18 protein-coding genes are annotated in these 22,669 nt (G+C 65.2%); 2 read left to right on the forward strand and 16 right to left on the reverse strand.

Annotated features, from left to right (window positions below; genetic code table 11):
• Nucleotides 1-34: 34 nt before the first annotated feature.
• Nucleotides 35-3,541: a DNA-directed RNA polymerase subunit beta gene (rpoB, locus tag ACLIVD_RS28650; protein WP_011594854.1), complete on the reverse strand. Its 3,507-nt coding sequence runs from the start codon at nt 3,539-3,541 to the stop codon at nt 35-37.
• 409 nt (nt 3,542-3,950) lie between these two features.
• On the opposite strand from rpoB, the gene ACLIVD_RS28655 reads away from it, so the two are divergent.
• Complete coding sequence (locus tag ACLIVD_RS28655; RefSeq protein ID WP_491931040.1) at nt 3,951-6,113, forward strand: MMPL family transporter; 2,163 nt, start codon at nt 3,951-3,953, stop codon at nt 6,111-6,113.
• 108 nt (nt 6,114-6,221) lie between these two features.
• Here the strand turns inward: ACLIVD_RS28655 and ACLIVD_RS28660 are convergent, their stop codons facing one another.
• From ACLIVD_RS28660 to rplJ, 13 genes are all read right to left on the reverse strand, one after another.
• Nucleotides 6,222-7,085 (reverse strand): hypothetical protein, encoded by an 864-nt coding sequence (locus ACLIVD_RS28660; RefSeq protein ID WP_317570098.1) that lies wholly within the window; start codon nt 7,083-7,085, stop codon nt 6,222-6,224.
• Nucleotides 7,086-7,164: 79 nt separating this feature from the next.
• The gene (locus tag ACLIVD_RS28665) at nt 7,165-7,761 is read right to left on the reverse strand and encodes a hypothetical protein (protein ID WP_491932929.1); all 597 of its coding nucleotides are present in this window, start codon (nt 7,759-7,761) and stop codon (nt 7,165-7,167) included.
• Nucleotides 7,762-7,895: 134 nt separating this feature from the next.
• Complete coding sequence (locus ACLIVD_RS28670; RefSeq protein WP_037233524.1) at nt 7,896-9,143, reverse strand: MCE family protein; 1,248 nt, start codon at nt 9,141-9,143, stop codon at nt 7,896-7,898.
• The gene (locus ACLIVD_RS28675) at nt 9,140-10,441 is read right to left on the reverse strand and encodes an MCE family protein (RefSeq protein ID WP_283331060.1); all 1,302 of its coding nucleotides are present in this window, start codon (nt 10,439-10,441) and stop codon (nt 9,140-9,142) included. The genes ACLIVD_RS28670 and ACLIVD_RS28675 overlap by 4 nt, the downstream gene beginning before the upstream one ends.
• Nucleotides 10,438-11,694 (reverse strand): MCE family protein, encoded by a 1,257-nt coding sequence (locus ACLIVD_RS28680; protein ID WP_280779927.1) that lies wholly within the window; start codon nt 11,692-11,694, stop codon nt 10,438-10,440. The genes ACLIVD_RS28675 and ACLIVD_RS28680 overlap by 4 nt, the downstream gene beginning before the upstream one ends.
• Complete coding sequence (locus ACLIVD_RS28685; protein ID WP_005564073.1) at nt 11,694-12,689, reverse strand: MCE family protein; 996 nt, start codon at nt 12,687-12,689, stop codon at nt 11,694-11,696. Before ACLIVD_RS28685 ends, ACLIVD_RS28680 begins: the two co-directional genes overlap by 1 nt.
• Nucleotides 12,686-13,765, reverse strand: a complete 1,080-nt coding sequence (locus tag ACLIVD_RS28690; RefSeq protein ID WP_164060599.1) for an MCE family protein — start codon at nt 13,763-13,765, stop codon at nt 12,686-12,688. The genes ACLIVD_RS28685 and ACLIVD_RS28690 overlap by 4 nt, the downstream gene beginning before the upstream one ends.
• Nucleotides 13,762-15,120, reverse strand: coding sequence for an MCE family protein (locus tag ACLIVD_RS28695; RefSeq protein WP_280779926.1), 1,359 nt, complete (start codon nt 15,118-15,120; stop codon nt 13,762-13,764). The genes ACLIVD_RS28690 and ACLIVD_RS28695 overlap by 4 nt, the downstream gene beginning before the upstream one ends.
• On the reverse strand, nt 15,117-15,977 hold the full coding sequence (locus ACLIVD_RS28700) for an MlaE family ABC transporter permease (protein WP_025433123.1): 861 nt from the start codon (nt 15,975-15,977) through the stop codon (nt 15,117-15,119). The genes ACLIVD_RS28695 and ACLIVD_RS28700 overlap by 4 nt, the downstream gene beginning before the upstream one ends.
• Nucleotides 15,978-15,981: 4 nt before the next feature.
• The gene (locus tag ACLIVD_RS28705) at nt 15,982-16,776 is read right to left on the reverse strand and encodes an MlaE family ABC transporter permease (protein ID WP_005252107.1); all 795 of its coding nucleotides are present in this window, start codon (nt 16,774-16,776) and stop codon (nt 15,982-15,984) included.
• A 9-nt stretch (nt 16,777-16,785) separates the two neighbouring features.
• Nucleotides 16,786-17,880 carry an ABC transporter ATP-binding protein gene (locus tag ACLIVD_RS28710; protein ID WP_005571709.1) on the reverse strand — a complete coding sequence of 365 codons (1,095 nt, stop codon included), beginning with the start codon at nt 17,878-17,880 and terminating at the stop codon, nt 16,786-16,788.
• A 303-nt stretch (nt 17,881-18,183) separates the two neighbouring features.
• A complete protein-coding gene (gene rplL / locus ACLIVD_RS28715; RefSeq protein ID WP_005252104.1) occupies nt 18,184-18,570 on the reverse strand; it encodes a 50S ribosomal protein L7/L12 in 387 nt (128 codons plus the stop codon).
• A 78-nt stretch (nt 18,571-18,648) separates the two neighbouring features.
• Entirely contained in the window at nt 18,649-19,209 is a 561-nt protein-coding gene (gene rplJ / locus ACLIVD_RS28720) for a 50S ribosomal protein L10 (protein WP_283331058.1), read from the reverse strand.
• Between the two features lie 460 nt (nt 19,210-19,669).
• On the opposite strand from rplJ, the gene ACLIVD_RS28725 reads away from it, so the two are divergent.
• Entirely contained in the window at nt 19,670-21,289 is a 1,620-nt protein-coding gene (locus ACLIVD_RS28725) for an MFS transporter (RefSeq protein WP_491931041.1), read from the forward strand.
• A gap of 66 nt (nt 21,290-21,355) precedes the next feature.
• On the opposite strand, the gene rplA is transcribed toward ACLIVD_RS28725, so the two are convergent.
• Both rplA and rplK read right to left on the reverse strand, forming a co-directional pair.
• Nucleotides 21,356-22,072, reverse strand: coding sequence for a 50S ribosomal protein L1 (rplA, locus tag ACLIVD_RS28730; RefSeq protein ID WP_005252097.1), 717 nt, complete (start codon nt 22,070-22,072; stop codon nt 21,356-21,358).
• A gap of 157 nt (nt 22,073-22,229) precedes the next feature.
• Nucleotides 22,230-22,664 carry a 50S ribosomal protein L11 gene (rplK, locus tag ACLIVD_RS28735; RefSeq protein ID WP_005252095.1) on the reverse strand — a complete coding sequence of 145 codons (435 nt, stop codon included), beginning with the start codon at nt 22,662-22,664 and terminating at the stop codon, nt 22,230-22,232.
• Between the last annotated feature and the right edge of the window lie 5 nt (nt 22,665-22,669).

Raw genomic sequence — 22,669 nt, forward strand, 5'->3', positions numbered from 1 at the left:
GGATCCTGATTTCTCAGGACCCGGGGACCGAAACCTAGTTCGCGAGGTCGTCGACCGTCGCCGCTTCGTTCCGGGACAAGTTGATGCCCAGGTTCGCTGCGGCCCGCTCCAGGTCCTCGTCGTCGCCGTCGGCCATCGCGATGGCCGCGCCGTCCGAGGACAGCACCTCCACGTTGAGGCAGAGCGACTGGAGCTCCTTCAGGAGCACCTTGAACGACTCGGGGATGCCCGGCTCGGGGATGTTCTCGCCCTTGACGATGGCCTCGTACACCTTGACTCGACCCACCACGTCGTCCGACTTGATGGTGAGCAGCTCCTGCAGCGTGTATGCCGCGCCGTAGGCCTGCATCGCCCAGCACTCCATCTCACCGAAGCGCTGGCCACCGAACTGGGCCTTACCGCCGAGCGGCTGCTGGGTGATCATCGAGTACGGACCGGTCGAACGAGCGTGGATCTTGTCGTCGACCAGGTGGTGCAGCTTGATGATGTACATGTAGCCGACCGAGACCGGGTACGGGAACGGCTCGCCGGAACGGCCGTCGAACAACGTGGCCTTTCCGTCGGACGCGACCATGACCTCGCCGTCGCGGTTCGGCAGCGTCGAACCGAGGAGACCGGTGAGCTCGTCTTCCTTGGCGCCGTCGAACACCGGGGTAGCGATGTTGGAGTCGGCAGGTGCAGACAGCATCTCCTCCGGCAGCTGCTCCGCCCAATCGGGACGGGAGCCGTCGCCGGCGATCTGAACGTTCCAGCCGGTCTTGCCGATCCACCCGAGGTGGGTCTCCAAGATCTGACCGATGTTCATACGACGCGGAACACCGTGGGTGTTCAGAATGATGTCGACCGGAGTGCCGTCGGGCAGGAACGGCATGTCCTCCTGCGGGAGGATCTTGCCGATGACGCCCTTGTTGCCGTGGCGGCCGGCGAGCTTGTCGCCGTCCTGGATCTTGCGCTTCTGTGCCACGTAGACGCGGACCAGCTCGTTGACACCGGGGGGCAGATCGTCGTCGTCGTCGCGCGAGAACACGCGAATGCCGATGACCTTGCCGGTCTCACCGTGGGGAACCTTCAGCGACGTGTCGCGAACCTCGCGAGCCTTCTCACCGAAGATGGCGCGCAGCAGGCGCTCCTCGGGGGTCAGCTCGGTCTCGCCCTTCGGCGTGACCTTTCCGACCAGCACGTCACCGTCACGAACCTCGGCACCGATACGGATGATGCCGCGCTCGTCGAGGTCGGCGAGGACCTCGTCGGAGACGTTCGGGATGTCGCGAGTGATCTCCTCGGCACCGAGCTTGGTGTCGCGGGCATCGATCTCGTGCTCCTCGATGTGGATCGAGGTCAGGACGTCCTCTTCCACGAGGCGCTGCGACAGAATGATCGCGTCCTCGTAGTTGTGGCCTTCCCACGGCATGATCGCGACGAGCAGGTTCTTGCCGAGCGCCATCTCACCGTTCTCGGTGCAGGGGCCGTCGGCGAGGACCTGTCCGAACTCGACACGCTGTCCCTCGTCCACGATCGGACGCTGGTTGGCGCAGGTGCCCTGGTTCGAACGCGCGAACTTGCGCATCCGGTAGGTCTTGCGGCTTCCGTCGTCGGCCATGACCGTGACGTAGTCGGCGGAGACCTCTTCCACGACACCGGTCTTCTCGGTGACGATGACGTCGCCCGCGTCGACGGCGGCACGCAGTTCCATGCCGGTACCGACCAGCGGAGCCTCGCTGCGAACGAGGGGCACCGCCTGACGCTGCATGTTCGCACCCATCAGGGCACGGTTGGCGTCGTCGTGCTCGAGGAACGGAATCATCGCGGTCGCGACGGACACCATCTGTCGCGGCGAGACGTCCATGTAGTCGATCTCGGCGGACGAGACGAACTCGACCTCGCCACCCTTACGACGGACCAGAATGCGATCGTCCGTGAAGTGACCGTTGGCGTCGAGGGCCGAGTTGGCCTGGGCGACGACGTGGCGGTCCTCTTCGTCCGCGGTCAGGTAGTCGACCTGGTCGGTGACCTGGCCGTTCTCGACCTTGCGGTACGGCGTCTCGATGAAGCCGAACGGGTTGACCCGTGCGTACACCGACAGCGAACCGATCAGACCGATGTTCGGACCCTCAGGGGTCTCGATCGGGCACATGCGGCCATAGTGCGACGGGTGAACGTCTCGCACCTCGAGGCCGGCGCGTTCACGGGACAGACCACCGGGGCCGAGGGCGGACAGACGACGCTTGTGCGTCAGCCCCGACAGCGGGTTGTTCTGGTCCATGAACTGCGACAGCTGGGAGGTTCCGAAGAACTCCTTGATCGCAGCCACGACGGGCCGGATGTTGATCAGCGTCTGCGGCGTGATCGCCTCGACGTCCTGGGTGGTCATGCGCTCACGAACCACTCGCTCCATGCGGGACAGGCCCACGCGGATCTGGTTCTGGATGAGCTCACCGACCGTGCGCAGACGACGGTTACCGAAGTGGTCGATGTCGTCGACCTCGACGGGCACCGCACTGCCGCCGGGGGCGGTCATCTCGGTGTCACCGGCGTGCAGGCGCACCAGGTACTCGATGGTGGCGACGATGTCTTCCTCGGTGAGGGTCGACGCGACGATCGGCTGTCCGAGGTTCAGGCCCAGCTTCTTGTTGATCTTGTAGCGACCCACGCGAGCCAAGTCGTAGCGCTTGTCCTTGAAGAACAGGTTCTCCAGGAGCGTCTGCGCGCTCTCCTTGGTCGGCGGCTCGCCCGGACGCAGCTTGCGGTAGATGTCGAGCAGCGCCTCGTCGGTGCCGGCGGTGTTGTCCTTCTCGAGCGTCGCCATGAGGATCTCCGAGAAGCCGAAGCGCTCGGTGATCTGCTCGGTGGTCCAGCCGAGGGCCTTCAGCAGCACGGTGACGGGCTGGCGGCGCTTGCGGTCGATGCGGACGCCGACCGTGTCACGCTTGTCCACGTCGAACTCGAGCCATGCACCACGGCCCGGGATGACCTTGACGCTGTGCAGGTCCTTTTCGGTGCCCTTGTCGACGGAGTGGTCGAAGTAGACGCCGGGGGAACGCACCAGCTGCGAGACCACGACACGCTCGGTGCCGTTGATGATGAACGTGCCCTTGTCGGTCATCATCGGGAAGTCGCCCATGAAGACCGTCTGGCTCTTGATCTCACCGGTGTTGTTGTTGATGAACTCCGCGGTCACGAACAACGGCGCCGCGTAGGTCATGTCTTTGTCTTTGCACTCGTCCGTCGAGGCCTTCACCTCGTCGAAACGCGGGTCCGAGAAGGACAGAGACATCGAGCCCGAGAAATCCTCGATCGGAGAAAGCTCCGCGAGAATGTCCTCGAGACCTCCGGAGATTGCGCTGTCGCCACGAGCGGCGGCGCGTTCGCGCCAGCTCTGCGCACCGATCAACCACTCGAACGAATCGGTTTGTACATCAAGAAGCCCGGGAACTTCGAGGGGTTCGCGAATCTTTGCGAACGAAACCCTCTTCGGGGCTCCGGGGATTCCGGAAACTGCCTTGGTCTGGCTAGAGACTGCCAAGATGCGTCCTTCCAGCACCTCACGCGGGCCGCTCTTGCTGTTGCGACCGCCGCTGTATCTGCTTCGAATTTCGCTGGTCACAACCCGAACGAAACTCGTCACAGTTGCTGAAGAGTGAATCACTTCGCAGCGGTGCGGACGAGGGGTGGACAGGAGGCAGCCAGCGCAACGTCCAAAAGTACACCCAAACTCAGTAGATGTCGAGTCGGGCACCCGAAACAGCACCCAGCCGGGCGCTTGGCCACGCGTCACTGCGCATGTTCACGCATCAGAGTGACGCGTGATCATCGCGGCGTCAAGAGTTAGGGGGCGTGTCGCGTCGTTTCGCGAGGCCCGGGACAGTTCACGCCGCCCCTTCCCAGCCGCTGACGGGCGGTGAACAATATGCGCACGCGATCGCCGTCGATTTCTCGAGGGAAGCAGAGCCGTGACGCGCTGGAGTTCGTTCGTCGTCGCCCGTCCGAAGCTGGTCCTGGCCGCCACGGTGCTGCTGGTGCTGCTCGGTGGGGCGTGGGGATCGGGCGTGTTCGACCGCCTGAGCCTCGGCGGGTACACCGATCCGGGCAGCGAATCCGCGGCCGTCGAGCGCCTGATCGAGGGGACGTTCGGACGGCAGACCCCCGATCTGGCGGTCACCTACCACGCACGTCCGGGTGCGACGATCGAGGATCTCGGTCCCGAGGTGGCCGCCCACCTCGCGCAGATCGACCCCGGAGTGCTCGCCAACACTCCCCTGTCGTACTGGTCGGCGCCGCCGCAGGCGAAGGAGTTTCTGCGGTCCACCGACGGCACCGAGGGACTGGTGGTGCTGTCGCTGAGCGGCGACGAGAACACGCGTATCGCGGCGTACCACGTTCTCGAACCCCTGCTGGTCATCGACGGCGCTGACGCGGAGTTCAGCGGCTTCAGCGCGGCAGCCAACGCCTTCAACGAGGTGTCCGAAAGTGATCTGCTGCGAGCCGAGGCGGTGTCATTCCCGCTTCTGCTGCTCCTTCTGCTCGTCATCTTCGGCGGCCTCGTCGGCGCAGCCGTCCCGCTGTGCGTCGGTGGTCTCGCGATCCTCGGCGCCCTCGGCGCCCTGCGCGTGATCTCGTACTTCACCGAGGTCAGCGCATTCTCGGTGAACATCGCGAGCCTCGTCGGGCTCGGCATGTCCATCGACTACGGATTGTTCGTCGTGACCCGGTTCCGCGAGGAGCTGCGGTCCGGCTCCCGCACCGACGACGCCGTCCGCCGGACGCTCGCCACGGCTGGCCGGACCGTGGGGTTCTCCGCCCTCCTCCTCGTGTGCGGTTTCGTGGGCATGCTCGTGTTTCCCCAGGCCATCGTCCGGTCGTTCGCCTACGGCGGGATGGCAGCCATCGGGATCGCCGCCGTGCTGTCGCTGTCGGCGCTGCCCGCGGCACTCGCTCTGCTCGGGCCGCGCATCAACTCGCTGACGTGGCGACCGGGAGTGGTCGAACGCGGCGAAGACCGGGCGCACCGGTTCTGGGGCGGCGTCGCCGCCCGCGTCATGCGGCGGCCCGTCCCGATCGCGACGGCCATCGTCGCGGGGTTGCTCGTGCTCGCCGCGCCCCTCACAGGCGCATCACTGGGTGATCTCGACCACACCGGACTGCCCGCGGCTCACCCGCTCCGACTCGCCGTCCAGGATCTCGCCACCGACTTTCCACTCGCCAACAACGGGGCGACGCTGGTCCTGCAGGGCAGCGACGGCAAGGCCCCGCCGCCGGCCGCCACGGCGGAGTTCTTCCGGGCGACGGCCGCGGTCGACGGCGTCCGGCGGGTGGTCCCGGTCGGCGCCACCGACACGTTCGTCGCCATCCGGGCCATCTTCGGCGACGCCGACCGCACGACGGGGGCCATGGCGACGGCCGCCGCACTGCGCGACCTCCCGCCCCCGGAAGGCACCGAGAAGATGCTGGGCGGGCTGAACGCCCTCACCGCCGACGGACTGGACGCGATGGCCGCGGGACTGCCGTGGATGATCGGGATCATGGTGGGCGTCACCTTCGTGCTGATGCTGCTGGCGTTCCGTTCCGTGGTGCTGCCCCTGAAGGCGATCGCGATGGCCACTCTGAGCCTCGCCGCCTCGTTCGGCGTGCTCACGTGGATCTTCGAGGATGGTCACGGGGCCGAATTTCTCGGCGTGACGCCGGGACCGCTGCCCGCGACGATGGTCGTCCTCATCATCGCGGTGGTGTTCGGGCTCTCCACCGACTACGAGATCTTCCTGATGTCACGGATGGTCGAGGCCCACGACAACGGTGCGTCGACCGAGGAGGCCGTGCGGATCGGCACCGCACATACGGGGCGCATCGTGACTGCGGCCGCCGCGTTGCTGATCGTCGTCACCGGCGCGTTCACGCTCTCGGAACTGACGATGATGCGATTCATCGGGCTCGGCATGATCGTCGCGCTGCTCATCGACGCCACCGTCATCCGCATGATGCTGGTGCCCGCCCTGGTGAAGCTGATGGGTGAGGCCAACTGGTGGGCGCCGGGATTCCTGGCACGGAAAACACCTACCCCCGGTTCACCAGAGCATCCGAAACCGACACCGCAGCAACAGATTCCCATCCAATCGTGAAGACGATCGGATGCGAATCGGTTTACTCTGCCGGAGAGGGCAATTCAGCACTCACCCGTCCGGAGCGCACGGATCCCGTTCCAGCTCAAATCTTTCCGGGCGGCAGGATCAGCCCTCGCTGTCGGAGATGTCGGACAGCACCCACTTGCCGTCGATCTTCTCCATCTTGATCGACAGCGGGGTCGCAGCACTGCCCTGAGCCACGGCGTCACCGGTGGCGCTGACGTTCATGTGCGCGAGCAGTTCGGCCCGGTCGCCGTCGAGCATCGTGACCCCGATGTCGGTGACGGAGGCCTGGGTGGCCGTCTTGGTCTGAATGGCGGCCTCTTTGGTGGTGCCGGCGGTCGAGTCGAATTCGTCACGCTTGGCGTCGTTGAGGTAGCCGCGCGCCTTCTCGAAGTCCTGATCGATGCTCTCATAGCTGTACGTGTACAGCGTCTCGATCGCCTCCGTTCCCGCCTTGGTCACCTCGGCGGTACCGCCTTCGTCGACCCAGGCGGTGTTCGTGATGTCTGCGCCGGGCTTGAAAGCCGCGACCACCGCGAAGACCCCGAGCACCACCGCCACGGCTCCGAGGATCCCGACGAGCTTCCAGGTGATCCGACTGGACCCGCTGTCGGCCGCCGCGGTCTCGGCGGCGGGGGCCTGCTGCTTGCTGATGCGCGGTTGAAGGTTGGCAACCTTCGCCTTCCCCGCGGACGCGGCCTTCGCCGTCGACACCGGCTTGGCCAACGACACAGTCGTGTCCGTGCCGGAGGTCTTCGCCGTCTCGGTTTCGGCCTTCGCCACCGGTTCCGTCTTCTTCGCCGGTTCCGTCTTCTTCGCCGGTTCCGGCTTCGTCACCGGCTCCGTCTCAGCGACCGGGGTTTCCGGTCGGGGCGGCTTCGGCGTCGACTGACGGGTCCCCGCCACGCGCGGACGCCTGCCCTTTGCAGCGCTGTCCGGCACGTTGTTTCGGCGCTTGGGGGGCATAGTTCACCACTTTCTCATTGCACGACGAGCTTTCGTCGACGTGGACACCGCAGCGACATGCCGCCGCGGCACATCAGGACTACTGACCGCCGCTGTCGCCTTCGGGGGCCTGTTCGGCCGGCGCCTGCTCGGCGGGAGCCGGTTCGGTGGGGGCCGGGGCGGGAGCCGCGCCGTCGGCGGGCACCGGTCCGCTCTCGAGCGGAATACGCCCGCCCACCGGTTCGACCGACGAGGCCTTCCAGACCCCGTCCACGTCCAGGACGTCCATCCGCATCGTCACCTTGGCCTTGTCGAAGCGGTCGGGCCACGTGGTGGTGACTGCCACGACGACCAGTGCCTTCGCGGTGCCGTCGTCGGTGTTCAGTTCCGTGAGTGTGCCCTGGATCAGCTCGGCCTTGCTCGTCGCACCGGATTGACGCATCTGGTCGGTGAACCCGTCCATCGTCGCCTGGAGGTCCTGGTTCATCTTGTCGCCCGTGATCGACGACTTCATGTTCTCGAAGGATCCGTCGAGGTCTTTCGAATCGACCGAGTTGAGGTTGATCGCGGCCTGCTGGGCGCCTGTCAACGCGGAATCGCGTGCGTCGGCGATCGGCTTGTCCACGAAGAGAGCGCGCGCCCACCCGAAGCCAAACCATCCGGCTGCGACAACCGCGATCACCACCAGTGCGGTCACCGCAGCAAACGAGGCCTTCAGAGTTCTGTCCTTCCCCGGAGCCGGTTGTCCCGACTCCGGGGGCGTGGTAATTCGCGTCACACCAATACCCTACTGATTGTTTTCTTCTACTCGCCCTCGGCCGGAACCGAATGCTACTTGGGAGTAACCCCGAGGAGCGGTGCGAGCTGCGTTGCGATGGGATTCAAGTTGAGAGTGTCAGGCATGACCTTCGGCTTGAAATCCCACGGCTGGATCGTGTCCGGATCGGCGAACACGATGCGGTCTGCACTTCGCACACCCGTCACGCTTCCCTGGGGAGCGTCGCAGTTGGCCTTCGTGTTGTACGGGAAGTCCTGCTGGGTGTCGTCGAAGTTCGGGTCCTGCCGCTTCATCTCGGCCAGGATCTCCTGTGTCCCTTCGTAACCGAGTGTGCACGACGGCGGATTGTTGGTTTCCAGGACGATGCCCTGATGCACCGTGCCGTCGCCGGGGGCCACGGTCGACGCGGACGCCGCGATGGCAGGCAAGAACATCAGGATCGGCCGCAGCGCGATCGCCTGCGGAGCCAGCTTGTCGCCGACCGCGGCGAGGTTCGTCAGGTCGGTGGTGAGACTCGGACCGATCTGGTTCACCAGCAGACCGACCTCGTCGCTCGCCGGAATTCCCTTGTCGATAATCGCGCGGAGATCGGGGTCGCTGGTCCGCAGCTGCGCCGCAACCGCGTCGAGATCCGAACTGAACTGGACGATCGCGGAGGACTGATCGGACTGCGTCGCCAGCACCGTCTGGCTGTCCCGGATGAGGGCCAGCGTCTGCGGGAGAACGTCGAGTCCGTCCTTCGTCAGCGTCGACAGAGAGTCCGCGAGCGTCTGCAGATCTTCGCCCTTGCCGTTGAATGCCGTTCCCAGCTGGGTGACGACCGTGCGCAGCGAGTCGACCGGAACCGACCGGACCAGACCGTCGGTGGCCATCAGCACCTGCTCGACCGGAACAGGTGTCGACGTGTCGGCCTCGGTGATCACCGAGCCCTGTTCGAGGAACGGCCCCTGGTCGCTGTCGGGCTGAAGGTCGACGTACTGCTCACCGATCGCGGATCGGTTGGCGACGACGGCCTTGGCCGACGCCGGGATGTCGGGCCCACCCGAGGAGATCTTCAACTCGACGTTGATTCCGTCCGCGGTCAGGGACAAGTCGCCGACACGGCCGACGGGAACTCCGCGGTACGTGACCTCGGCGTTGGTGAAGATGCCGCCGGAGTCCTTGAACTGCGCGTTCACGTCGTACTCACCGAACCCGAGAAGATTGTCGAGGCGGACGTACTTGGCGCCGACGTAAACGAGCCCGAGCATCGCCACGATGGCGAACGCGACGAGCTGGATCCTGACCAGTCGTGACCTCACTGTCCACCCCCTATTCCGAACTGCTCCAGCAGTCCCCCGAGCGGGTTCTGCGGCGGCGGCGCTGCACCGTCCGTCGTGCCGTTCCCTGCGCCACCGTTGCCTGCCGCAGGCGCGGTGCCGGGGAGACCCGGGATCCGCAGGCCCGTCGGGGCGGGGATGATCGGCGGAATCGGCAGCAGCGACACCGTCGGCCATCCCGGCTTGGGCCCGTTGCCGTTGTAGTACGGGTTCGAGGGATCGACGATCGGCTTGGGCTCACCGAACTTCGGCGGCACGTACACCGGGTCGCCCTGACCGACGCCGAGTGCGCTGAGCGCATCGCCGATCTGCAGGTCGACCGTGAGGAACAGGTTGACCGATCCGCCGAGCGCGATCTTCTCGACACCGTCCGGGAACGGGACGGTCGGGATGAACGCGAGCGAGTTGGGCAGGTCGTCGCCGGACTCGGCGAGCGCCTTCAGCGTCGGCCGCAGCGCGAGGAGGTCCGCGATCAGATCGTTCTTCGACCGGTTGATCACGTCCGTGCCGACGGTGCCGAGCCGGTCCAGTTGCGTGAGCATCTGGGTGAGCTGCGGTCGCTGCTCGTTGAGCACTTCGGCGGCGATCGGGAGCTGGTCGAGGATCAGCCCGATCTTCTCGTTCTGTTCGTTCACCCGCGTGGTCAGGGTGTCGAGCCCGTCCAGGGCGCGGGTGATGTCGTCGCGCTGCTGGTTGAGACCGTCGATGAGCGTGTTCGCCTGCTCGAGAAGTCCCCGGACACGATCCTCACGCCCGTCGAGTGCGGTGGTCAGTTCGTGCACGATCGGCTGCAACTGGCCGACGCCGCCGCCATTGAGCAGCAGCGACAGCGCGCCGAGTACCTGCTCGATCTCCGTGGCGTGCCGGGTGCGATCGAGCGAGATCGTGTCGCCGTCCTCGAGCCGCGCGGGATCCTTGTCTTCCGGCGGTTCGGACAGCTGGACGAACTTCTCGCCGAGCAGGTTGGTCTGCTCGATGGCGGCGACCGCGTTGGCCGCGAGATCGACGGACGAGTCGAGGACGACCTCCACATCGGCTGTCCAGCCGTCCGGGGCCACCTTGATCGTTTCGACCCGGCCGACCGGAACACCGTCGACCTTGACAGCGGACTGCGGGACGAGGTCGAGGACGTCGTCGAACTGGATCGTCAGGTGCATCGGGTGGTCACCGACATCCGGGCCGCCCGGCAGCGGAACTCCGTAGATTCCCTCCGACGAGCAGGACGTCACTGCGATGGCGACGGCGCACGCACCGGCGCCGAGGATTACCGACCGCTTCATTCGCCCTCACCACCCGTTGCGCCTTCGAATCGCGGCGACACGACACCCGGCACCGTGCCGGGCGTGACCGTCCGCTGAATGTTGTCCGCACTCATGATCCCGAACGGAAGCACGAGCGACGGCGTCTTCGCCGATTGCGTGATCTGCGACGTGATGTTGGCGCAGTTGTCGATCAGCGGCTGCATCTGACGCCCGAGTTGCTCGAAGCGCGGATCGCCGGGTACCAGCTTGCCGAGGTCGATCAACTTGCACGCGACGCCGGCCGGGTCCTGCAGATCCGGGAACGCCAGGCGCGAGGCCAGGTTGCCGGACTCCGCGTCGTAGGAGTTGGCCAGGTTGCTGATCGCCAGCGGAAGCAGGGTCAGCGAATTGACCAGCGACTCGCGGTTGTCCGCGAGGGTCTGCGTCACCGGAACCAGATCGTCCACGTTCTCGGCGAGGATCTCCCGGTTGTCGGCCACGAACTTCGAGACGTCACCCAGGGCGATCGCCAGCTGGTTCAGGGCGGCACCGAGGTTCTCCCGCTCCCCCGCAAGGAATCCGGACAGGTCGGACAGCTGGGAGTTGAAGTCGCGGACCTGCTGATCGTTGGCCGCCAGCGCACCCACGAACACCTGGAGGTTCTTGACAGTGTCGAACAGATCGCCGCGGCTCTCGTTGAGCGTGCGGGCGGCGTCGGACAGCTGATTGATGCTCTGCCCCAGCGCCTCTCCGTTGCCGTCGAGGTTGGCCGCGCCGGTCTCGACGAACTGTGACAGCGCGCCTTCCTTGTTCGCCCCGTCCGGGCCGAGAGCGGTGGACAGCTTCTCGATGCTCGCGTAGAGCTCGTCCACCTCGACGGGGGTGGCAGTGCGGTCACGCGAGATGACGGCGCCGCTCTGCATCGTGTCGCCGCCCGTGTAGGCAGGCGCGAGCTGGATGTAGCGGTCGGACACCACGGACGGCGTGACCTGGGCTGCCTTGGCGTCGGCGGGGATGTCGACGCCACGGTCGACGCGCAGGTCGACCTTCACCTGGTCGCCCTGCGGTTCGACACCGTCGACGGATCCGACCTTCACACCGAGGATCCGCACGTCGGAACCCTCGTAGATGCCCACCGACTTGTCGAAGTACGCGGTGATCTGCGTGGTGCCTGCGCGGGTGAACAACCACCACAGGGCCCCGGCGATCACCAGCGCGACGATGACGATTCCCGCGATGAGGGCGACCCCGCCGCGTCCGCCGCGTTCGGCTCCGTTCTCGACGTCTGCCATCAGTTACCCCCCAACGTGCGGACGGGATCGCGCGGACCGGGAATGTCGGGCAGACCCGGCGGCAGGAGGTTCACCACGACCTGGTCGAACCAGCGACCGTTACCGACCACGTTCGTGTACAGGCGGACGAACGGCTCGTACAGTTTCATCGCCTTGTCCAGGTTCTCGTTATTGGCCTTGAGGATCTCGACGACACCGTCGAGCTGTTCGAGTGCGGGACCGATGGCGGCCTCGTTGTCGCGCACGAGTCCGGTCAACTGCTGCGACAGCCGCTGAGTTCCGGTGAGCAGCTGAGAGATCGACTGCTGACGGCTGTTGAGCTCACCGAGCAGCAGACCGGCGTCGCTGATCAACCGGTTGAATTCGGCATTGCGGTCGGCGAGGACCTTGGTGGTCTTGCCCGTCGCGTCGAACAACTTCTGCAGTTCCTGATCGCGGCTGGCGATGGTCTGCGACAGCCTGCTCACACCGTCCAGGGAGGCTCGGATCTCCGTGGGAGTTCCCTCGAACGCCTGCGACAGCGTCACCATGCTCTGGGCGAGCTGATCGGAGTCGATGTCACCCACCGTCTGTGCGGCGGCCGAGAACGCCTCGATCACGTCGTACGGAGACGTGGTGCGGTCCAACGGGATCACGTCGCTCGGATTCAACGTGTCCGAGCCACGGGGGTCGAGGGCCAGATACTTCTGACCCAGGATCGTCTTGATCTGGATGGACGCCGACGTCTCGTTGCCGACCCACGCATCCGACACCTTGAAGGCGACGTCCACATGGTCGCCGTCGAGTTCGACGGACGTGACCTTGCCGACCTTGACGCCGGCGATCCGGACCTCGTTGGAGGGCTTGAGCCCTGCCGCCTCGGTGAATTCGGCGTGATAGGTCGATCCGGCGCCGATGAACGGCAGCGAATCGAGGAAGAAAGCCGACAGGGTGGCCAACAGCACCACGAGAATGCCGAGGGCACCAGCCACTGCCGGGCTGCGACGTCTGCTCATCGTGTCTGCAACTCCTGTAGGCCGTCCTGCGTGCACCGTTTCGCCGAGTTCGTATAGAGCGGCTGGTTGACGGTGGGCAAGCCCGTGGGCAGGTTCAGTTGGGGCGCGGTACCTGGTCCTGCGACGATGTCGACTCCACAGAGGTAGAACTGGAACCAGGATCCGTAACTGGCTGCCCGGCCGAGCTTCTCGAGCTTCACCGGAAGCGTCTGGAGAACGCTGTTGACCGTGTCGGAGTTACGGTTCAACGTCGTCGCCAGCGTGTTCAGCGACGTGATGGATTCCTGGATGGACGGTCGGGTGGGTTCGAGCAGGTCGGCGGTCGCGTCGGTGAGTCCCGCGAGGGACGTCACCGCAGAACCGACAGTTCCCCGCTCGTTCGCCAGGCCCGTGACGAGTTGCTGGGTGTTGACGATCAGCGAATCGAGTTGATCGTCACGCTGATTCACCGTGGCCAGCACGTCGTTGAGGTTGTTGATCACCGCACCGATCACCCGATCCTTGTCGGCGACCGTGTTGGTGAGGCTTGCCGTGTTCTTGACGAGTTCCGTGATGGTTCCCGACTCACCCTGGAACACCTGGATGATCTGGTACGACAACTTGTTCACGTCGTCGGCGCTGAGGGTCTGGAACAGCGGACGGAACCCGTCGAACAGCGTGGTGAGGTTGACGGCAGGCTTAGTCCGCTCCATCGGAATGGTGTCGCCGCCGCTCATCTTCATTCCCTGCTGCCCCTCGCCCTGTTCGAGCGCGATGTAGCGCTGCCCCACAAGGTTCCGGAAGCGGATGGTCGCGGTGGTGCTGGCGGGCAGCCAGTCCCGTTCCGACACCGTGAACTGGACCTCTGCCTCGCGGTCGTCGTGGATCGCGATCTTCTCGACCTGGCCCACGCGCACACCGGCGATGCGGACCTCGTCGCCCTCGTTGAGCGAGGTGACGTCCGAGAAGATCGCGTTGAACTTGGTGCCACCGCCGCCACCGAGGTTGGCGATGGTGGCGGCCAGCAGACCGGTCGCGAGGATGGTGACCACGGCGAACACGATCAGCTTGACCAATGGTGCGGCCAGGCCCCTCACTTGAAGCTCACCTCAGTCCCCCTCATGGTCGGCGCGCCGACGAGTGTCGTCCAACTCGGCACGTCCTCCGGCGCCATGCCCCCGGCCTCGCCGTAGACGACGTCCAACGTGTCCTGCTCCATCTTCGAACCCGCGTAACTCGCGGGTGTGACCTCGGCTCCGTAGCCCGGGACCTGATCGGGGACGCCGGCGGGCGCCGGGAGGAAGTCGATGGTCGACGGGCCGGGATTCCGCGAGGGCACCTGGTAGGCACCGTCGTTGTAGGACGACCCGCCCGGGTACTGCGGGAACTTTCCACCCGGAGCGGTGACGTTGTCATAGCAAGCCGGTCCGCGGTTGTCGAGCAGTCGCGGCTCGTCCTGGTTGGGCACGTAGCGACCCTTCGGATTGACGAACTGCACGCTGGCACGCACGCCCGGGTACGGATCGTCCGGTGCCAGCAGTTCACGGGCGACGGGAGCGGACTTGGCGAAGCCCGCGAACGTGCAGCCGAAGCTCGGCGAGTAACGGCCGAGGATCTGCAGTGCCTCACGCGAATCGGCGGCGATACTGACGATCGACTCGGCGTTGGTCTGCAGGAGATCCGCGGTGCTGGACGCGGTTCCGGTCAGCGACGCCAGCAACGTGGAGATCTCGCCCTGCTTCTCCACCACGGTATTTCCGGTGGTACGCAGGTTGTCGAGGGCATTGACCAGGTCGGGTGCCGCCTCGGAGTACGTCTGCGAGAAATCTGCCAGACCGCGCAGATCCTCCTGGATGGCAGGAAGTTCAGTGTTCAGCCCGCCGAAGATCTCCTCGAGACGGTCGAGCGTCAGGCCGAGTTCGGCGCCGCGGCCGCTCAGTCCCTGGGACAGCGCGCCGAGCGTATTCGCCAGGTCCTGCGGCGGAATCGCCTGCAGCAGCGGCAGCAGACCGTCGAGAACCTCGCCGACCTCGACGGCGTTGCCGCTCTTGTCCTGACGCAGCGTGTCGCCGGCCTGGATCGGCGGAGCGGTGTCGCCCTCGGGAACGATCAGCGACACATAGCGCTCACCGAACAGCGTCTTGGGCAGCAACCGCGCCGTCGTGTTGGACGGAATCAGCTGCGCCTTGTCGGGCTGGATCGCGAGAGCCAGGGTGACCTCGCCCTCCTGGGAGGATGCCGAGCGCACCTCGCCGACGATGAGGCCACGGACCTTCACGTCAGCGTTGGGCGGCAGGGCATTTCCGGCGGTATCGGTGAGGAGGTCGATCTTGACGACCTTGGTGAACGTCTTGTTGAACATGCCGATGGTGAAGACCAGGAACAACGCGAGGACAAGGAAGAACACCAGCCCCAGCACCCGTCGACCCACAACAGATGTCGTGTTGCTCATCCGGCCACCCTCACTGTGGTCGTCGTGCCCCAGATGGCGAGGCTCAGGAAGAAGTCGAGAACGGCGATGGTGACGATCGCGGTGCGGACCGCCCGACCCACGGCCACACCGACACCGGCGGGACCACCGGAGGCGTGATAGCCGTAGTAGCAATGGATCAGGATCAGCACGAACGCGAAGATCAGCACTTTCGCGAACGAATAGAGGACGTCCTGCGGTGGCAGGAACAAATTGAAGTAGTGGTCGTACGAGCCGGTCGACTGGCCGTTGAACACGGTACTGATGATGCGGGACGCGAGGTAGGCCGCGAGCAGACCGACGATGTACAGCGGGATGACAGCGACGAATCCCGCGATCATGCGGGTGGTGACGAGGAACGGCACACTCGGCACCGCCATGACCTCCAGCGCGTCGATCTCCTCCGAGATCCGCATGGCGCCGAGCTGCGCGGTGAAACCACAACCGACGGTGGCCGAGAGCGCGAGTGCCGCAACGATCGGCGCGATCTCACGGGTGTTGACGTAGGCCGACAGGAAGCCGGTGAGCACCGAGCTGCCCAGCTGTTCGAGCGCGGCGAATCCCTGCAGTCCGACGACGACGCCGGTGAAGCCGGACATCATCGCGATGACGCCGATGGTGCCGCCGATGACGGCGAGCGCGCCGCTGCCGAACGTGACCTCGGCGAGCAGCCGGAGCACTTCCTTGCGGTAGTGCACGAGAGTGTGGGGCGACCAGGCGATTGCCCTGGCGTAGAACGACATCTGCTCGCCGGCCCGGTCGAGCACGTTGAGCGGCGCACGACCGACTCGGCGTGCCGCCATCAGAGTCCGGTCACCACGTCCCTTGGCGATTGTCATGGGGTCACGATCCCTTCGCCGGAACGATCTGGAGGTACACCATGGTCAGGATCAGGTTCGCGAAGAACAGCAGCAGGAACGTGATCACCACCGACTGGTTCACCGCGTCACCGACGCCCTTGGGTCCACCCTTCGGATGGAGCCCCTTGTACGCGGCGATGACACCGGCGATGACACCGAAGACAGCCGCCTTGAGCTCGCCGACCCAGATGTCGGGAAGCTGCGCGAAGGCCGAGAACGATGCCAGGTACGCACCGGGATTACCCCCTTGGAGGATGACGTTGAAGAAGTACCCGCCGGCGATACCGACCACGGACACGAGGCCGTTCAGCAGGATCGCGACGAGAACCATGGCAAGCACCCGAGGCACGACGAGACGCTGAATCGGGTTGATACCGAGAACTTCCATGGCGTCGATCTCTTCGCGGATCGTCCGCGCACCGAGATCCGCCGTGACGGCCGAGCCCGCAGCCCCGGCCACCAGTAGTGCCGTCACCAGCGGGGAACCCTGCTGGATGACGGCGAGCACGCTGGCCGCTCCCGTGAACGACTCTGCACCGAGCTGCTTGATGAGCGATCCGGTCTGCAGTGACACCACTGCGCCGAACGGAATCGCGACCATCGCCGTCGGCAGGATCGTGACGCTGGCGATGAACCAGGCCTGTTCGATGAACTCGCGGAACTGGAACGGCCGCTTGAACGTGTTTCGTGCAACATCGACAAAGAGCTCGACGATGTTTCCGGCCTGTGTCAGCGCACCGTTGACCGGCCGCAAGACCGAGCTGCGGGTAACCCCCATCCGATATGCCTACCCTTGCCCGTGAGTGGTGTTTTCGTATCCTTCGCCCCGGTATGCGGGGATGACCTGAGTGTCTTCCTGGCTGTATGCGTAGTCGTAGCCGCCGCCGCCGTTTCCGCCGGAAGTCTCGTCGAGGCTTTCCTGGATGGCGATCTGGGCATTCTCCGGCAGGGTGTGCATGATGTGCCGGACACGTTCCTGCCGGCGGGCGACGGCCTGCCGGAACGGCATCCCCGGCGTCGCCTTCATCTGCGGGACGATGCCCTCGACGTCGTCGACACCACCCGCGTGGTGACCGGCGTCGACCATCGCCTGCTCCTGCGCCATGGTGGCCTCGTCCTTCTCCTCGGACATGCCGATCGGACCGATCATGGTGCCGTTGAGGAACTGCTTGACCACCGGCTCCTCGCTGGTGAGCAGCACCTCCCGCGGACCGAACATCACCAGATGACGGCGGAACAGCATGCCGATGTTGTCCGGCACCGTCCGCGCGAGATTGATGTTGTGCGAGACGATCAGGATCGTCGCGTCGATCTCGGCGTTGATGTCGATCAACGTCTGGGAGATGTAGGTGGTACGCACCGGGTCCAGGCCGGAGTCCGGCTCGTCGACGAGGATGATCTGCGGGTCCAGCACCAGGGCGCGGGCCAGGCCCGCACGCTTGCGCATACCACCGGAGATCTCACCGGGCAGCTTGTCCTCGGCCCCGAGCAGGCCGACGAGCTCCATCTTCTCCATGACGATCTTGCGGACTTCGGATTCGGACTTCTTGGTGTGCTCGCGCAGCGGGAACGCCACGTTGTCGAACAGGTTCATCGAGCCGAACAGGGCGCCGTCCTGGAACAGCACACCGAACAGCTTGCGGATCTCGTAGAGCTCCTTGCTGGAGCACTCGAGAATGTTGGTGCCGTCGATCACGATCGAGCCCTGCTCCGGGCGGAGCAAACCGATCAGCGACTTCAAAAACACCGACTTACCCGTACCCGACGGCCCGAGCAACGCACTGACCTCACCGGCGGGAAGGGTCAACGTGACGTCCTGCCAGATCCTCTGCGAGCCGAACGACTTGGTCAGTCCCTCGACGGATACCTCGACTCCCACCATTACCTCCGCGACCGTTCGATGCACTCACCCCGTGTGGGTTGGGTCACTCTATCGCATCGACGTGTTACCTGTGACAAGGGATGCTACTCATGAGTAAGGAAGCATGCCAACAGCGGGTCCCACTATGCAAAACAACGCGTCTGAACTGGGATAACGGTAGCGAAATTTCTGGTCGCGCGTCCAGCTTTCGGCCAGGAATCTCGACACTCCGAAGACGTCCGCGGACACAAAAAGAGGGTCACTCCCCACGGATGGGGAGTGACCCTCTTCGTCTGCTCGGTGAGCAGCGCGGGAGAGACCGTCTTACTTGACGGTGATCTTCGCGCCGGCAGCCTCGAGCTTTTCCTTGGCGGCGTCGGCCGCGTCCTTGGCAACCTTCTCCAGGATCGCCTTCGGAGCACCCTCGACGAGGTCCTTGGCTTCCTTCAGGCCGAGGCCGGAAACGACCTCACGGACGACCTTGATGACCTGGATCTTCTTGTCGCCGGCCGACTCGAGGACGACGTCGAACTCGTCCTGCTCCTCAGCAGCCTCGGCAGCAGCCGGCGCTCCGCCTGCAGCGGCAACGGCGACCGGGGCAGCGGCGGTGACCTCGAAGGTCTCCTCGAATGCCTTCACGAACTCCGAGAGCTCGAGGAGGGTGAGCTCCTTGAACTGGTCCAACAACTCTTCGGTGCTGAGCTTCGCCATTGTGGCGGTCCTTCCTGTAAGTCCCATGTCGCTGATCCGCGACCGGGCGGGGTTATAGCAGTGATGCGCGGGTGCGGATCAGCTTTCGGCTGCAGCCTCGGCGGGAGCTTCGGCAGCTCCGCCTTCTGCGGCCTTCTTTTCCTGCAGTGCAGCAGCCAGTCGGGCCACCTGCGAAGCAGGAGCGTTGAACAGGCCTGCGGCCTTTGCCAAGTTGCCCTTCATCGCGCCGGCAAGCTTGGCCAACAGGATCTCGCGGGACTCGAGGTCCGCGATCTTGTTGACCTGGTCCACGGACAGCGCAGCGCCGTCCATGTAGCCGCCCTTGATGATGAGCGCCTTGTTGTCCTTAGCGAAGTTCTTCAGAGCCTTCGCAGCATCGACGGGCTCGCCCTTGATGAATGCAATGGCGGTCGGACCGACGAAAAGGTCATCAAGGCCCTCGACGCCCGCTTCAGCAGCGGCACGCTTGACCAGGGTGTTCTTGGCGACGGAGTAGGTGGCACCTTCTCCGAGAGCGCGTCGCAGTGTCGTGATGTTGCCCACCGTCAGACCACGGTATTCCGTGATCACAGCAGCGGTCGAACCCTTGAACTGCTCGGTGATCTCCGCAACCGCGGAAACCTTCTCAGGCTTTGCCATACTTCGCCTCCTCTCATGACAGTCGTTATCCCACTTCGGAACCGCTGCGCACCGCCGGAATCCCGGAGCACACAATCCACGACATGCAAAACGCCCCGGTGCAGGGCACACGGGGCGTGAAAGGAAACGACACGGTCAGGGCGCGAGCCCACAACCGATACGCATCCCCCTACCTCGTCCTCCTGCGTGGGCCGCCGGACATTCCCGGACTTTCAATCACACCCCTGCGGGAGTGATCACCAACGGTCTTGGGTAGAACATGATTTGGGGTGAAGTTCAAATACTGCATTGAACTCCGCAGGACAGATTACGGCATGGCCTGCATAACCGCCAAATCGCGGCGGGACTCCACCCATCGCAGTGATCAGCATCACTCGGCATGCGGTGTGTGGTCCATCAGACTGAAGCAGCGTCCATTTACCTGTTACGCGACGTTACATATATGAGCTAGCTTTTCCTCATGACAATCCTCGAAGCCCGGGCCGTCGTGACCGGATCCCGGACACGACGCTTCCTCGCGCTCGCCGTGATCTGCCTGGCCGAACTGCTGGTCGTGCTCGACAACACCATCGTCAACGTCGCTCTCCCGTCGATCGGTGTCGAACTCCGCACCAGTGTCAGCGGCTTGCAGTGGGTCGTCGACGCCTACACGCTGACGTTCGCAGGCCTGCTCCTGGCGTTCGGCAACCTCGGCGACCGCTACGGTCGTCGACGCGTCATGGTCATCGGTCTGATCGGCGTCGCCGTCATGTCGATCGCCGGCGCCAACGCCGAGAGTCTGGGGGAGGTCATCGCGGCCCGCGCGGCGATGGGTGTCTTCGCGGCCGCAGTCTTCCCCGCGACCCTCGCCCTCGTCATCAACATCTTCACCGACGTGCGGGAACGGGCGCTGGCCATCGCCGCCTGGACCGCGATGGCCGGATTCGCGATCGCCATCGGGCCGATGGCCGGCGGGTGGCTGCTCGAGCATTTCAGCTGGCACTCCGTCTTCTGGATCAACGTGCCGATCGCGGTGGTCGCGGCAGCAACGACGCTGCTCCTGGTGCCGGAGTCACGCGCCTCCGTCATCGGACGCATGGACCTCGTCGGAATCGCCGCCTCGATCACCGGAATCACCGTCCTCGTGTGGGCCATCATCGAGGCCCCTCACCACGGGTGGACGTCGTTCGTCACCGTCGGCGCCGTCGCCGTCTCGATCGCGGTCCTGGTCGGATTCGTCCGCTGGGAGCTGCGCACCGAGCACCCGGTCCTCGACCTGCGCCTGTTCCGCAACCGCAGGTTCTCCCTGCCCGCCCTCGCGATCGCCATCGGGTACTTCTCGATGTTCGGCTTCCTGTTCCTCATCACGCAGTACTTCCAGGGAGTCCGGGAGTACACGCCGTTCGAGTTCGGTGTCGCGTCGCTGCCGTTCGCGGTGTCGGTGGCGGTCGGCGCCCCCGTCGCCACACTTCTGGCCCAGCGGATCGGGACGACCCCGGTCATCGTGTTCGGCCTCCTCCTCACCGGTGTCGGGCTGTACCTCGGCGGTCAGGTGGCCGTCGACAGCAGCTACATGACGGATGTGCTTCCGTCGATGGTGTCGATGGCGCTCGGCTTGGCCATCGTGCAGGGGCCCGCCACCGAGTCGATCATGGCATCGCTGCCTCTCGACGAGGCGGGAGCAGGCTCCGCCGTGAACGACACGACGAGGGAAATCGGTGGAACGCTCGGTGTCGCCGTGCTCGGATCGATTGTCGCGTCGTACTACGCGACGACGATGAGTCCGCTGCTCGACCGGATTCCGGCCGCATTGATGGACGACGACGAGAAGGGCTTCGCGCGTGCGACGGTCCTGAGTGTGCTCGAGATCCGGAAACGGGAGATCCCGCCGTTCCTCGAACAGCAGCGTGAGAATCTCATCCTCACCATGAAGACGACGGTGCTGCAGGGGTCGCACACTGCGTCGCTCGTCGCGGCGGGCGCCGTGGTGGTCTGCGCGGTCGTCGTCGCGATCTTCATGCCCTGGGCGCCGGCACGCACCGATTCCGTGATGCTGGCGTGGCGGAAGAAGTCCGAATCGGAAACCGGCGACGAAGACTGACCCCGGAAAAAGCAGTTCGGCCGGTACGGAAGATTTCCGTACCGGCCGAACTGTGTGAAGCGTGACTTACGCGTCGGCATCCTCGAGAAGGTTGCGGGTGCGGTTCGGGTCCACCGGGATGCCCGGGCCGGTGGTGGTCGAAACGGTGACCTTCTTGACGTAGCGGCCCTTCGCGGAGGACGGCTTCGCACGCAGGATCTCGTCCAGCGCGGCGCCGTAGTTCTCCACCAGCTTGGCGTCGTCGAACGATGCCTTGCCGATCACGAAGTGCAGGTTGGCCTGCTTGTCGACGCGGAAGTTGATCTTTCCGCCCTTGATGTCCGCGACAGCCTTCGTGACGTCAGCCGTCACGGTGCCGGTCTTCGGGTTCGGCATCAGGCCACGCGGTCCGAGGACGCGGGCGATGCGGCCGACCTTGGCCATCTGATCGGGAGTCGCGATGGCGGCGTCGAAATCGAGCCATCCACCCTGGATCCGCTCGATGAGGTCCTCGGCACCGACGGCGTCGGCTCCAGCTGCCTCGGCCTCGGCGGCCTTCTCTCCGACTGCGAACACGATGACGCGGGCGGTCTTACCGGTGCCGTGCGGCAGGTTGACCGTGCCGCGGACCATCTGGTCCGCCTTGCGGGGGTCGACGCCCAGACGGACGGCAACCTCGACGGTCGCGTCCATCTTGCTCGACGACGTCTCCTTCGCCAGCTTCGCAGCCTGCAGCGGGCTGTACAGCTTGTCGAAGTCGATCTTCTCAGCGGCGGCGAGATACGCCTTGCTGCGCTTTGCCATTTCTTCTGTCCTAACTTCTCACCGCAGTGTGTGTCTTGTCTGCGATGGTGAATGGTTCAGTAGTGGTCTGGGCCTGGCCGGCCCTCCCACGCTTTCTTCGACGGCGGTGCCGTCAGTCGATCTTCGACGGCGGTGCCGCCGATCGATCAGGGCTGACTCAGCCGTCGACCGTGATACCCATCGAGCGTGCGGTGCCGGCGATGATCTTCGCGGCCTGCTCGATGTCGTTCGCGTTGAGGTCTTCCTGCTTGGTCTTCGCGATCTCGCGCACCTGATCCATGGTCACGGAAGCGACCTTGGTCTTGTGCGGCTCGCCGGAGCCCTTCTGCACGCCTGCAGCCTTGAGCAGCAGCTTGGCAGCCGGAGGGGTCTTCAGCTTGAAATCGAAGGTCCGGTCTTCGTAGACCGAGATCTCGACCGGCACCACGTTGCCGCGCTGGGACTCAGTCGCCGCGTTGTAGGCCTTGCAGAATTCCATGATGTTCACGCCGTGCTGACCAAGCGCGGGACCCACGGGCGGTGCAGGGTTAGCCTGACCGGCCTGGATCTGAAGCTTGATGAGCCCTGCGAGCTTCTTCTTCTTGGGGGGCATCTCGA

This window comes from Rhodococcus sp. G6(2025) (genome assembly GCF_058628105.1).